The sequence below is a fragment of the Paenibacillus amylolyticus genome, from assembly GCF_050990605.1.
GTDB classification, from domain to species: Bacteria; Bacillota; Bacilli; order Paenibacillales; family Paenibacillaceae; genus Paenibacillus; species Paenibacillus amylolyticus_H.
This window is the reverse complement of sequence record NZ_CP158832.1, coordinates 1,468,545-1,482,270: the sequence shown is the minus strand read 5'-3', so window position 1 is coordinate 1,482,270 and position 13,726 is coordinate 1,468,545. Positions and strand designations below refer to the sequence as shown.

Annotated in this window: 14 protein-coding genes; 3 read left to right on the top strand and 11 right to left on the bottom strand. The window is 48.3% G+C overall.

Going from position 1 to position 13,726, the window contains the following annotated elements:
- Positions 1-98: 98 nt before the first annotated feature.
- From ABTV53_RS06640 to cobD, 4 genes are read right to left on the bottom strand one after another with little or no spacing between them, the layout of a single operon-like run.
- Positions 99-785 (bottom strand): histidine phosphatase family protein, encoded by a 687-nt coding sequence (locus ABTV53_RS06640; protein ID WP_433751779.1) that lies wholly within the window; start codon positions 783-785, stop codon positions 99-101.
- Positions 776-1,756, bottom strand: a complete 981-nt coding sequence (gene cbiB, locus ABTV53_RS06635) for an adenosylcobinamide-phosphate synthase CbiB (protein ID WP_433754096.1) — start codon at positions 1,754-1,756, stop codon at positions 776-778. Before cbiB ends, ABTV53_RS06640 begins: the two co-directional genes overlap by 10 nt.
- Before the next feature lie 44 nt (positions 1,757-1,800).
- On the bottom strand, positions 1,801-2,631 hold the full coding sequence (locus ABTV53_RS06630) for an adenosylcobinamide amidohydrolase (RefSeq protein ID WP_433751778.1): 831 nt from the start codon (positions 2,629-2,631) through the stop codon (positions 1,801-1,803).
- The gene (gene cobD / locus ABTV53_RS06625) at positions 2,612-3,820 is read right to left on the bottom strand and encodes a threonine-phosphate decarboxylase CobD (protein WP_433751776.1); all 1,209 of its coding nucleotides are present in this window, start codon (positions 3,818-3,820) and stop codon (positions 2,612-2,614) included. Before cobD ends, ABTV53_RS06630 begins: the two co-directional genes overlap by 20 nt.
- Positions 3,821-4,009: 189 nt before the next feature.
- Between cobD and ABTV53_RS06620 the strand changes: the two genes are divergently transcribed.
- A complete protein-coding gene (locus ABTV53_RS06620) occupies positions 4,010-5,014 on the top strand; it encodes a lipoate--protein ligase (RefSeq protein WP_433751774.1) in 1,005 nt (334 codons plus the stop codon).
- 240 nt (positions 5,015-5,254) lie between these two features.
- Complete coding sequence (locus ABTV53_RS06615) at positions 5,255-6,058, top strand: Cof-type HAD-IIB family hydrolase (RefSeq protein ID WP_433751772.1); 804 nt, start codon at positions 5,255-5,257, stop codon at positions 6,056-6,058.
- A gap of 406 nt (positions 6,059-6,464) precedes the next feature.
- Here the strand turns inward: ABTV53_RS06615 and ABTV53_RS06610 are convergent, their stop codons facing one another.
- Positions 6,465-7,403, bottom strand: coding sequence for a DMT family transporter (locus ABTV53_RS06610; RefSeq protein WP_433751770.1), 939 nt, complete (start codon positions 7,401-7,403; stop codon positions 6,465-6,467).
- Positions 7,404-7,523: 120 nt separating this feature from the next.
- On the opposite strand from ABTV53_RS06610, the gene ABTV53_RS06605 reads away from it, so the two are divergent.
- Positions 7,524-8,945 (top strand): PLP-dependent aminotransferase family protein, encoded by a 1,422-nt coding sequence (locus ABTV53_RS06605; protein ID WP_433751769.1) that lies wholly within the window; start codon positions 7,524-7,526, stop codon positions 8,943-8,945.
- Positions 8,946-9,066: 121 nt separating this feature from the next.
- On the opposite strand, the gene ABTV53_RS06600 is transcribed toward ABTV53_RS06605, so the two are convergent.
- The 6 genes from ABTV53_RS06600 to ABTV53_RS06575 form a co-directional block, all read right to left on the bottom strand.
- Positions 9,067-9,693, bottom strand: a complete 627-nt coding sequence (locus ABTV53_RS06600) for an ABC-2 transporter permease (RefSeq protein WP_433751768.1) — start codon at positions 9,691-9,693, stop codon at positions 9,067-9,069.
- Positions 9,686-10,552, bottom strand: coding sequence for an ABC transporter ATP-binding protein (locus ABTV53_RS06595; protein WP_433751766.1), 867 nt, complete (start codon positions 10,550-10,552; stop codon positions 9,686-9,688). The genes ABTV53_RS06600 and ABTV53_RS06595 overlap by 8 nt, the downstream gene beginning before the upstream one ends.
- 5 nt (positions 10,553-10,557) lie before the next feature.
- Complete coding sequence (locus ABTV53_RS06590; RefSeq protein ID WP_433754095.1) at positions 10,558-10,932, bottom strand: GntR family transcriptional regulator; 375 nt, start codon at positions 10,930-10,932, stop codon at positions 10,558-10,560.
- Positions 10,933-11,159: 227 nt separating this feature from the next.
- Complete coding sequence (gene clpP, locus ABTV53_RS06585; RefSeq protein WP_433751764.1) at positions 11,160-11,741, bottom strand: ATP-dependent Clp endopeptidase proteolytic subunit ClpP; 582 nt, start codon at positions 11,739-11,741, stop codon at positions 11,160-11,162.
- An 18-nt stretch (positions 11,742-11,759) separates the two neighbouring features.
- The gene (locus ABTV53_RS06580; protein ID WP_433751763.1) at positions 11,760-12,632 is read right to left on the bottom strand and encodes an RNA polymerase sigma factor; all 873 of its coding nucleotides are present in this window, start codon (positions 12,630-12,632) and stop codon (positions 11,760-11,762) included.
- A 140-nt stretch (positions 12,633-12,772) separates the two neighbouring features.
- Positions 12,773-13,558, bottom strand: a complete 786-nt coding sequence (locus ABTV53_RS06575) for an MBL fold metallo-hydrolase (RefSeq protein ID WP_433751761.1) — start codon at positions 13,556-13,558, stop codon at positions 12,773-12,775.
- Positions 13,559-13,726: the final 168 nt, after the last annotated feature.

The window sequence follows — 13,726 nt, the reverse complement described above, 5'->3', positions numbered from 1 at the left end:
GCATGCTGCATACGCGTTCAGGCTTCACAGCCTGAAGCCTATCTGTATCCATGCTGAAGTCACACTTCTGTTGTGATTATAGGGTATATTCTACATCCTTACAACCCGATCGGCGGAAAAGTCACTCTGCTGCCAAACCACTGATTCCCCTGTTGTTCAAGCTGAACCTGAATCGCCTGTCCCGGTGTGACATGTGTATCCCAGAATCCAAGCCCCGCAATCAGACGGGACAAGACATACCGGATGACACCACCATGCGTAACCACAACTATGGTTGACTCGCGCCCCTCATCAACGTGCATTGAAGGACGACCCTCCAACAACATCTCTTGGAGAAAGAAATCCAACCGCCCGGTAAACTCCTGCCACGATTCCCCTCCGGGCGGAGTGACCTCCTGCGGCGCATCAATCCAGCTTCGGTACACAGGGTTATCCTTAAGCTGATCATACGTCAGCCCTTCCCACTCTCCAAAATCATTCTCGCGCAGGCGCGAGTCGAAACTGACCTGTCCGCTCGCGTCAGGAAGAATCTGTTCCAGCGTCTGTCGGCAGCGAAGCAGATCACTGCAATATATCTCGTGCCACGAAACACTGCTCAATTGTTTATGAAGCGGAGCCAGTTCTTCTTTGGCATCTGGCAGCAGACCGATGTCAGTATGCCCCAGGTATCTTTTTTCCACATTCCACAGCGTTGTCCCGTGACGGACCCACAGAATGTTTCGTTTCAGTGAGCCGGGTTGATTCGTATGTACGTCATTGTCTGCGTTCCCTTCATTTACGGCCATAACAGCGTCCCTCCTGCCAGCCACACACCCAGCGTTATGAACACGCACAGTACAACAAAAGCCCCTGCCGACCAGAACATCAGGCGTGATGTTCGCACAATATCCTCGGCTTCCATCGGCCGTGTGGCCTCGCCCATGTAGGCACGAAACGAAGCAACTCCGTGATATACGTTATGTCCGCCAAGCCGGATGCCCAGTGCTCCAGCCACCGCAGATTCGGGAAAACCGCTATTCGGACTTGGATGCAGTCTTGCATCCCGTGCGACCATGCGTGCTGCTCCTTTCGTGTCCAGCTTCATGACCCAGGCACCCATGATTAACAGAATCGCGGTCAGCCGGGCAGGTATCCAGTTCGCCACATCATCCAGTCGGGCCGAAGCCCATCCAAGATGCAGATACTTGTCATTTTTATAGCCGACCATGGAATCAAGCGTGTTGACGGCGCGATAAGCCATGGCTAACGGAGCGCCTCCAATGAGTGCATAGAATAACGGAGATACAATGGCATCCACGATATTTTCGGCAACCGTCTCTACCGTTCCCCGCACAACCTCAGGTTCATCCAGATGCGCCGTATCACGTCCTACAATCATGCCCAAGGAACGTCTGGCCGCCGGCCAATCCTGCAACTTCAGATGACGATACACTTCCATACCTGCATCCTTCAGCCCTTTTGAAGCAATGGTCGTTGCGATGAGCAACACTTCAGCTGCCACCGCAATGACAGGATGAATCAATCCAAGCACATATACAAGTCCCCAAGTGATGGCAAAAGAACCCCCCGCAATCACAAGCGGGAACAACAGCCCGGCTCTCTTCAGCCCCGAATCTGTGTTCACACGCGAGCGAATAACACGCTCCAACGCCGAGATGCCTTTTCCCATGCCAATCACCGGGTGGGGAATCCAGCGCGGATCACCGATACATCGGTCCAACAGGTACGCCAGTATAATAATCCAGGCTCCAGCCATGCCCGTCCAGAACGGCCAGGTCCATAGATGCTCTACCTCAAAAGTCATTTGTGCCTGATCCTCTCTTTCCATAACAGTCCGGCCTGAAGGCTCTCCGTCACCGTGTCGTATACCAATCTGCCAATCGCCGCCCCCGTCGTAGTCGCCGTCCCGGCATAAGTGATCATTGGTTGTGGTTCCTCCACTGCCTGACGTACTGCAAACACAATGGTATCAGTTGTGGTGCCGGTGGCGGGCAACCCGTTCTCCGAATCCAAAACACCTGCATCCGCCAGCGCTGCCGCTTTGGCTTCCACTGCTGTCTGTACCGCATTCACCATCGCCCCGGTGGTCATCCGTCCATTCAACCAGAGCATGATGTTAATTGTACCAGGGACATAGGAAGGAATCGTCAGATTCCGTGCTGAAGGAGCAGAGCGATCCATGTCGGAAGACATGATCTTATTTCCCGCCGCATCAAATACCGTTCTCTCCGACCCCGCGCGTGCTGCATTCGATACACCCGCAGTGGTGCAGCACAGAAGACCAAATTCATCACTTGTATATTCCTGAATGGAGGTATGCTCCAGCCTTACGGCTGTCAGTAATCCGGCACATTGATCCCGCGGCTCATGCCATTCATTCAGCGCTTGTTCGATATCACGCGGCGGATCATCACAACGGTAATGCCTGTCCACATAGATGTTAAAAATGCGATCCAGTTCAAACATTCCACCGCCATATACCGCACTCGACAGCGCTTGGGCAGCCTTTAGGCTCTGTGCTTTGATATGTCGTTCATGTGCGGATATATTCAGTCCGGGCCAGGAAGAGGAAGCATATTCATTCTCGCCTGTTTCACCATTCGTAAAGTAGTTATAAAACGGGAGTGTCACTGCCGCATCCCTCCCTGTGTTCCTGTTCGGAATCTTTCGTCTGCTCCTGCTGACTCAATTCATGAATGGGGGACTGATCGGCATTCGAATATGCCTTGGTTTCCAGCACGCTGCCCAGCACTTCGAGCAAAGTAGCATTGGCATCGGCATCCTTGACCGCGAAACGTACATGCCTGTCGTCAAGCCCCGGATACATGGCACAGCTGCGAATCAGGATGCCCCTTCGACCCAGCGCCTCCTGCATGGATGCTGCTGTCCAAGGGGCCGGCACACGTGCCAAAATAAAGTTCGCCTCTCCCGGTGTCACCGCACATCCATACGCCTGCAGCCCTGTGATAAGATGCTCCCGTTCCCGCGTTATCTGTGATATGGTCTCCTGTTCGTACCGTTCTCCGCTGCGCAGACAGGCTTCCCCTGCCATGAGCGCCAGGCCGTTGACACTCCACGTCACCTGTTTCTTCGTCATCGCCTTGATGTATTCCGCACGGCCCAAAGCATATCCGAGACGCAAGCCCGGAATGGCATAAAACTTCGTCATCGAGCGAATGATGATCACATTGGGATAGTCATTCAGATGTGCTGCAAGGGACTGGCGCCGGGTTACCGGAATAAAATCCATAAACGCCTCATCAATGACAAATACGGTTCCCGTTACTTCTGCTTTGCGGGCAAGCCTCTGCAATACCTCAAGCGGATATTGTACACCGTTTGGATTGTTCGGCTGGCCGAGAAAGAGCAGGTCTACCTTTTCCATAAGTTGCTCGATCTCCTCGGGTTCCGCTCGCCACGCCAGCTCTTCTCTGCCCTCTGTATGCATAACCTCAGCACCGAATTGTCGTGCCAACGCGCGGTACTCCGAGAATCCCGGTTCCACCGTACCCACCTTGCGCGGGGCAAGTCCCAGCAGAATAAGTGCCATACTTTCGGCTGCACCGTTGCCCACGGAAATCTGCTCCTGCATTACACCAAGACGCTCGCTCAGCAGTGCCTTGAATCCCCGATGCCCCGGATCGGGATACCGAATCACCGACTGCAATCCTTGCTGTATAGCCTCCAGCACCCCTCTGGGCGGACCAAGTGGATTAATGTTGGCGCTGAAATCCAGAAAATCAGCGGCTTCCCTTCCAAATCGTGACGCAGCTGTCTCCACGTCCCCACCATGTCCGAACACTTCGATATAACCGGTCATTCTTCCGTCATCCTTTCTGTATGTCCTTTTTATTATGGATGGCACGGGAGGTGTGGGTCAATCCTGTTTTCTTTGTGTCCCAACCATAATTCGTTTACAATAGAAGAGGAATTTCGGTTCCTTTTGATATACAAGATTCACTACATAAGGGACTAACAATCCCTCACATACATTAATGGAGGAATGACCATGCTGTTTGTAGACAACCAGGGTATTACAGATCCTTCTGTAAACCTGGCGATTGAGGAGTACATTCTGAAACATCTGCCGATGGAGGATGACAGCTATCTGCTGTTCTACATCAACCGTCCGTCGATCATCATCGGTAAGCATCAAAATACGATTGAGGAAATTAATATCGAGTACGTTCAGGATAACGGTGTGCAGGTGGTTCGTCGTCTTTCGGGAGGCGGAGCGGTATATCATGATCTGGGCAACCTGAATTTCAGTTTTATTACAGCGGATGACGGTCAATCCTTCCATAACTTCCGCAAGTTTACCCAACCTGTGGTTGAAGCTTTGCACGAGCTTGGTGTAAATGCCGAGTTGACCGGGCGTAATGATCTGCAAGTGGGCGAAAAGAAAATTTCGGGCAATGCCCAGTTCTCCACACGTGGGCGCATGTTCAGTCATGGCACATTGATGTTTGATCTGAACCTGGAGCATGTTCAGGCTTCCCTGAACGTCAATCCCGAGAAATTCAAATCCAAGAGCACCAAATCCGTGCGCAGCCGGGTCGCCAACATACGGGATCTGATTGACACTAACCTGACAATTGAGCAGTTCCGTGATGAGCTGTTACGTCATATTTTCAGAATGGAGCCACAAGACGTCCCTCAATACAAGCTGACTGACAAGGACTGGGACAAAATCAAGGAAATCTCTGCTGAGCGTTATAACAACTGGGACTGGAACTATGGCTTGTCTCCGGAAAGCAATGTGAAGCACACTCGCAAATTCCCTGTCGGCATCATCGATTTGCGCATGAACATCAAGGATGGACGCATTGAAGATATCAAAATCTTTGGCGACTTCTTCGGAGTAGGTGATGTAGCTGATATTGAGGATATGCTGCGCGGCAAACGTTATGAGGAGTCCGAGGTGCGTACTGCACTTGAGGACCTGGATGTAAAACACTACTTCGGCAACCTTGAGCTGGAAGACTTTATCGGTCTTGTTTTTCTGGAAGAGTAGGTATATAAGTTCAACCCAAGAATATTTACACCTGCCACTCCGATGACAGAATAACCTTCCGATCGCTGTTATCCCCAGATTTTTTCGATTCCCTTATTCAAAGGGAAAATCCGGTGATAAAGGCGAACGCTCCGCTTCTTCAGGTTTTTTCTGTCCTCTGCGTTCTTGTGTAAAACGTTCATATTGAACTGATATAGATAAAGTCGGGTATAGATACAGATAAAAAGGAGAGAAACACAGATGACCTACAAATTAATCGCAATTGACATTGATGACACACTGATTAACGACAACAAGGAAGTAACTCCTGCGACACAGACTGCACTGGAACAAGCGGTTTCCCATGGTGTAACTGTAACGCTGGCGACTGGACGTGCTTATGCTTCCGCACAAGCGCTTGCTCGTCAAACCGGACTTAACGTGCCCATCATTACGTATCAAGGCGCTTTGGTGAAAAACCTGCTGGACGAAAAAGTACTTTATGAGCGTTACGTTCCACAGGAAGCTTCCCGCAAATTGTATGACTACTGTCTGGAGAACAATCTCCACCTTCAAACATACATTGACGACAAGCTGTATGCCCGTGAGGAAAACGACAAGCTGCGTGATTATGCCAAGTTAAACGGCACCCAATATTATATCGAATCTGATTTCATCAAAGTCATCGAACAAAAAACACCGAAGTTGCTTATTATTGATGAGCCAGACTACTTGGATAAGGTTGCCGTTGACCTGCGTGAATTGCTCGGACCTCAAGTGCATATCACCAAGTCCAAACCTTACTTCCTGGAGATCATGCACAATGAAGGAACTAAAGGCCACGCCCTGACCTTCCTGGCGGACCATTTTGGTCACCAGCTCAGCGAGTGCATTGCCATCGGCGACTCTTGGAATGACCATGAGATGCTGGAAGTTGCTGGTCTTGGTGTAGCGATGGGCAATGCCATCCCTGCTCTTAAAGAGCTGGCTGATTACATTACGGCGAGCAATAACGAAGATGGCGTAAAAGAGGTTATCGAGAAGTTTGTATTGAACGCAGAGTAATAAGGTCAACGAACAGCCCGGTCAGTGAATTTCGCTGTACAGGGCTGTTTTTTGATTAAAAAAATATGTTCATTATCCTGTTTAAACGATTATATTAGGTATATTTCTCTGTTATTTTTTATGTTTTGAGAGCAATAATGCGGTGATCAAGGATAACTGTAGTGAAATCGTAATCGCCATAGCTAAGATGACACGATCTGTATCTGGGACATCGTCAAAAAACAAAATAATAAAAAATACAATGAATGAGATTACAATGCTAGCTAAGAAATTAAGAATTATTCGTTTCATGTTTTGCCTTCTCCCCTTTATACATACTTCCCATAGGACCGGTAGCCAAGTTTCACTCAGGGGTGATTCGTTTACTGGTGACGTGGTGGAAACAATGCATACCATTAATCTTTATCTATTTTAAAATCGATTCGGAAGCCTGCACTGTCACCCTCGCACGCCCTCCTCTTTTCAACCAGCCACTCACCTTCTCATTCATCACCAGCAGACCTGAGACGACCAGGGCCACACCGATCCATGTAACCCAGCTGACATGTTCCCCATAGACCACAGCGCCAAGCCCTACGGCAATGGGAGGGGAGATATACAGCCAGGTTGCCGGGAACAACGGATTTGTGCGAGACATGATCCAATAGAACAGACTGTGCCCAACCATGGAGCCAATAACAGTCAGATAGATCACGGACGAGACAGCAGGCACCCAATCCAAAGCAGACATGTTCCAGGATTCTGTCACCGCTGAGAGCAGGGTTAACAATAGTCCTCCATACATCATCTGTACTGCGTTAATTGCTATGGGGTTCACTTCTTTGAACTGATTGATAACCTTCTTGGAGTACAATGCACCTGCCGAATAACAGACTTCCCCCACCAGTACTGCGATACAACCCCACATGAACAGGGAACCTGCACCAAGCGATACACCTGGCAATACAACCAGAACCACACCAGTGAACCCGATCAGACAACCTGTAATCATACGGGCAGATGTTTTTTGCCGTAACAGCGACGTCTGCATCAACATAATCATCAGCGGCCCTGTCGCTGACAAAATGGCACCCACACCCGAGCTCACATGCTGTTCAGCCCAATATAACGTTGCAAATGTACCAAACGTCAGACCCGCTCCCGTTAACAACATCTCCTTGCGGAACAGGAGGGACCAGCTCACTTTACCCTTCATCCACATCCATGCAAACATCAGCGCTCCCGCGATTACAAATCGCAATCCGGCTGACAGAAAAGGTGGCATGCCTGCCTCCACTCCAATTTTAATAGCCAAAAACGTTGTACCGAAAATAAGACACATGACCGTAAATGCAATCCCCACCATGATAACCACTCCTTTGTCTGTTCTCCATCATATAGCACTGTCTACAGAACAGAATGAACAAAACAGAACAGTTATCTTCCGTTTACTGTTACAATAGTGTTCAAAAGGAGTGTGAGCCGGGTGGGCAAAACCATGATGATGACAGATAACAGCCTGAAACTATATGAGCAAGTCATCCATTATCTCGTTGTGCGTATAGAAGCGGGAGAGTGGGCTGAACATGAAAAACTGCCATCTGTACGTAGCCTGTCCGAGCTACTCGGCGTACATCGTCTCACCGTTTTCAAAGCTTATCAGGAGTTAAAAGAACGTGGGAATGTTTATGTGAAGGACAAGTCCGGCTATTATGTCAGTCCAGCAACTCCATTCTCAGTAGCGGATCAGGCGGATGATCCCGCCGTGTCAGCCTGGCTGCATTGGGACTCCCTCGCACGTGTACAGTCGCTTGAAGCCGAATTCCAGTTCTCCAAATCACTGATTGATCCCTCCCTGCTTCCCAATCGGTATTGGGGAGAACTGATGCGTGATCTGCTCGATCAATATCCCCGTTTGCTCGGCACATATTCCACAATTCAGGGAGATCTGGAATTGCGTAGCGCGCTGGCAAGCCATCTGACAACCAAGGAACGCTTCTACCTCTCCGCAGACGAGGTGTTAATTACATCAGGTGCTCAGCAAGCGATCGACGTCATCTCGCGGACGCTGGTCAAGCCCGGAGATCGGGTCTTGATGGAACGGCCTACGTATGGACCGGCAATGGAGATTTTCCGCAAACAAGGTGCCCGACTCGTCTTTACCGACATTCATCCCAAGGGTTATGATCTGGAGCAGATCGAACATCTGATGAAAAGTGAGAAGCCGCGCCTCTTTTATATGACACCGACCTTTCAGAATCCAACCGGCATGAATGTCCCAGTAGAACAGCGCAAGCAGTTACCTGAGCTTGCAGAACAGTATGGTTGTTTTCTGCTCGAAGACGACAGCACCTACGATATCTATTTTAAGGAGAAACCTCCTGCACCCATTTTCACCTACGACACCACTGGGCACACACTGTACATTCGCAGTTATAGCAAGTATGTTGCACCCGGGCTGCGGATTGCAGCCATCATATGCCGTCAGCGTTTCATGCCAGGACTACAGGCGGTAAAATCACTGACAGATAACGGATCTCCCCTTCTGAACCAGAAGCTTTTTCTCCGTTATTTTCAGTCAGAACGCATGCATCAACATCTGTCCAAGCTGCGGACCGCCATCCAGCTACGGATGGAAGTGATGGAACAATATCTGCTGGAAACGGACTGGACGTGGACCCGGCCAGAGGGCGGACTCAACTTTTGGGTAGAGCTTCCTGAGAGTGTGGATACAGGGAGACTGCTTCACCGATGCATGGAACAATTCGTTGCCTTTGTACCCGGCACCGTATTTGATTCTTCGGATACTTCAGCCAGTCGCAAGCTTCGTTTGTCGTTCTCTTATGCACATGAGCAGCAGATTCGGGAAGGCATGAGCAGGCTTATTACGCTGGCTAAAAGTATATAAGTGCGTGTTCAGTCCGGTTTTCAGTACCAAGAAGATGGGATAAGGCTATTCTTTTAAATACAACCTCAGTTAACACAAAGAGTCGCCATGTGGCGACTCTTATAGCGATTTCCCCTGTGTTCTACAAGTCCTTCCTGGAAAATAGGCGAACTGTAACAACATAAGATACAAAGAACAATAACAAGATGCCCATTGAAATTAAAATCATTAACGGCACACCAATCCTGCCTTTCTCGTTCACTATATTCAAGAGCACAGCAACTGGTTGCGCAAGGATGATGAGAGAGGTCATGAATACTGCATTGATAATGGCAGCTCCCTTCTTGCTAAGTGAATAAAACAGAGGCATATAGATTGAAACCAGAACAAACACTATGCCTACTGCAAACAGAATATCGAGTATAGAGTAGTTCGGCTTGTTCAGCTCAGAATAATTCAATTTCACGAGCCAGTGAATCCCATATGAAGCAAGAACTCCAAAAAACGTATATAGGATAGCGGAAAGGTACTTTGCTTTCACAATCTGCTTGCGACTAATCGGAAGTGTGACCAGAAAATTATGATTATGGTTTCTGATATCAATCATAGTTGCAAGGATGACCGAACCAAATGCGGTATAGATCCCTACAAAATACATCGACATTTCACTCTGCGGTATAAATGCAAGACTGAATACAACCAGATATAATGCAATGATCCACAGTGAACTTTTTAGTACGATGAAATCTTTACGAAGCAAGTTAAGCATATTTGCGTCCTCCCTTCGCCGTAAAATAAATGAGGTCTTCCAAGGTAGGTCTTTGTATAAGAGCAAACCTGCCAAATAACTGTTCGGCCTCTGCCTTATGATCCGACAATGCTTCAAAACCGACGGCTGTCTCTCGTATTCCGATGAAATGTTTCCGAATGTCGGAATCAAGCAGATCCAAGTCCCCTTTTACAATCGTATACCTTTCCAGCACATCATCTTTCGCCTCGTTAAATACCAGTTTTCCTTGATGAATAAATGTAATATAATCTGCAATACGTTCCAGATCGGTCGTAATATGAGTCGAGAAAATAATGGACCTTGTTTCGTCCTGTATCATATCCGCAAGAAGATCGAGCAGTTCCCGCCTAAATACAGGATCAAGCCCGGATGTCGGTTCATCCATAATCAGCAGATCCGCTTCATGTGACAAAGCTATGGCGAGGGAATACTTTATCTTCATGCCTTTGGACAGATCCTGGATCTTCTTTTTGGGAGATAGTTCGAACTGATCCAAGTAGTCATTGAACGCTTTATTGTCCCATTTGGTGTAAAAAGGAGCGATCATTTGTGTCATCTCCCGGATCGTCAGATGCTCATAATAAAAGCATTCATCAGACACAATGCCAAGGCGTTGCTTGATTTCAACTTCCTGATTGGGCATCTGGCTACCCAATGTCTTGAGGCTGCCCTGATCGGGATGGATCAGACCCGTGATCATTTTGATCAAAGTACTCTTCCCCGCCCCATTCGGACCAATAAGTCCCGTGATATATCCTTTTTTCACATCAAGCGATACATTATCTACTTTAAATAAGGGATACGTTTTGGTTACATTACGTAATTCGATAGCGTTCATTATGCTTATTCCTCCTCAATCAACAATGTTAGATGATCAATTACATCCTGTGAATTCATGCCCAGTTCTTTGCTCTCACGAATCACTTCGAGCATCTTCTCTTCCAATTGTTTCATCCGCCGCTCTCGAATAAAGTCCTGATTGGCCCCGGATACGAAGCTCCCTTTGCCTACAACTGAATCGATCAGCTTCTCCTTCTCCAACTCTTCATAGACACGTTTGGTTGTAATGACACTGACTTGCAGATCCTTGGCGAGCTGCCGAATGGAGGGAAGACTATCTCCAGCAACCAATTCTCCGCTCAAGATGCTTTGTCTGATCTGAGTTAGAATCTGCATATAGATCGGATCGCTCGATGCGTTTGATATTAAAATGTTAATCTTTCCTCACCTCATTGATGTTAAATAATTTTCGGTAGGTATAGTGTATATATATAATATATACACTATACCTACCGATGGTCAATCTTTATTTCAGCATGTTCTCATTCTGATTCATTCCATAAACGTGGACTGGTTAATCTGAACGACAAAAAAAGGACGTCAGTTTCCTGTTCGTCCTTTTGGTTAATTAAGCCCGGAAGGTCACATGACTTTCCGGGCTACTGTTATGAGCTGGATATGACCTTATCCACCAATCCATATTCGACTGCTTCAGCAGCGGTCAGGAAATAATCTCGATCCGAGTCCTTCTCAATCCGCTCCATCGACTGTCCCGTATGGTCGGCGAGCAGCTTGTTAAGACGTTGACGATGTTGAATGATGCGGTTAGCATGAATCAGCATATCCGACGCCTGCCCTCGCGTACCGCCATGTGGCTGATGGATCATGATCTCACTGTTGGGCAACGCCATACGCTTGCCTTTTGTTCCACCCACCAACAATATCGTACCAAAGCTTGCCGCCATACCTGTACAGATCGTGGAGATATCCGGCTTCACGAATTGCATCGTGTCATAGATCGAAAATCCCGCTGTCACCGACCCACCAGGGCTGTTAATGTACATCTGAATATCTTTCTCCGGGTCCTCTGCAGTCAAAAATAATAACTGGGCCACAATGGCATTTGCCATCTGATCCTCGATCTCTCCGGATACCATAATGATCCGGTCTTTGAGCAAACGTGAATAAATATCATAACTCCGCTCTCCGCGGGTTGTTTGTTCCACTACATACGGCACTACATTCATATGTGTCGCCTCCTCGGTTTAGGCAACCATGGTGACCGTGTACCCGCCTCCATACGACATCGAGTTCATACCAGAAGTGGAGTACCCGTACATCATTGGCTGCATGGATGGAGACGGCAAAGTCTGCTGCAAAATCGTCCCCGCCACAGCCATCGGATCATCGGTCCGGTTCAGGCACAGATCAATGATTCGGGCAGTATCTCCATTACGAAATGCCAGCAGATAGCTGCGCAATTCCTCCCGATGGTTTTCCACTGCGCCTTCCTCATACTGCAATTCAGTGTCCGATTGTTCCAACCTGTGCCTCACCTCGGCTATGGCAGAGCGGGCACGATTTAACGCCGCTTTCACAGCGCCTTCTGTCGTATCCAACATTTCCGCAGTCTCTGCCGCCTTGTAACCCATTAATTCACGTAATACATATATCACTCGCTGCCACGGTGGTAGCGTATTTACAAGAAGTTGTACGGCAGACTCCAATTCCTCGAATCGCCTTTCCTCCTCCATTTCGTGTAGGAGCGGCTTTAAGCTATCCAGTTTATATGCCAATCTCTCCCGCTGACGTAAGATATCAATCCAGCTGTTGCGTGCAATACGAATCAGATAAGCTTCCCAGTTTATATCTTTATTCATCCCGGAAGTTCCAACCACTCTCGACGACAATACTTTGAGACAGGTCTCCTGTACCAGATCCTCCGTCTCTGGAACTGATTTCGTCAGAGATAAACAATACGCATACAACGAACCCATCAGATCGGGTAATCGCGCATGGATGCTTTGGTTCAATTGGTTTGTCTCGGCGTTACCACCGGATTCAATATGGGATTTATCTGATTTACCATCATCATGTGGTCTGTTGATTCTGCAATCCACGGACTTCACAAAGGCCATCTTGGGGGCCCCCCTTTGCTGGTTCCTGATTGATTTTGACTTACACTATGTAAACGAAGAACCTCCTCCAAAGGATACGCTCTTCTCCATTTATTTTTATTACAATGCTTCAAGTTGAGTTACGCATTCGTTTCATACTATTAGGCTCCGAGCGGCACCTTCATCCCGGTAAGGGCAATCGTAATGCCTTGATCCAGATTATAATTCTGCCGTACATCAATGTCATGAGACATATGTGTAAAATAGGTATGGCCCGGTTTCAGTTCCCGCAGCAGCTCCTGCGCCTCGCGCATATCGTACACGGAACGTGTTGAGAATTCCGCAAGTTCATGCACAAAGCTTGTTCCGAGCACCAACAGATCCAATCCGTGTAACGGCTCTTTCTCGGATGTTTTCAGGTCAATGGCATCTGAACAATACGCCCAACTATAGCCATCCCGATCCAATCGATACGCGTACGAATACCCGTTTTTACCGTGGCAGACCTTCCAGGAATGCACCTTCCATCCTCCAAGCTGGATATCATCATCCGTTTCCATAAAATTCATATGGTGACTTAGCCAAGGAAATTGGGTCTGAATGGTGGCAATCACTTCACGCGGTGCGTACAGTTTGCCCTTTACACCCAACCAGCGGCATGCATCCGCCCATTCCGGTAATCCACCAATATGGTCAAAATGGGCATGTGTGATGAGCAGCGTATGCACCATACGCAATCCTTGATCCTCCATCTGTGATCTCCAGTCCGGTCCGCAGTCAATCATGAACTGTTCACTCGCACCATCGCCACCACTGTCAATCAGAACCGCAGAGCGTTTTCGTTTATTTGCTCCCGTAAGCCTCGCCTCTGTACATACGTCGCAATCACAATACACACGTGGAACGCCCATCGCATCGCCAGTGCCCAGAAATGTTAGCTGATTCAATCCGCATTCCCCCTGAATTGATAATATGTAAATTGTAATCGTCCACCCCTGTTTTTGCAAAAAAAGACCATCCCGCTGCAGTTACCCACTGCAATTCGGGACAGTCCATGGTCTGACCATTTACCCGTCAGACTTTCATCTCCATGCTTCGCTCCATCGGAAGCGTAC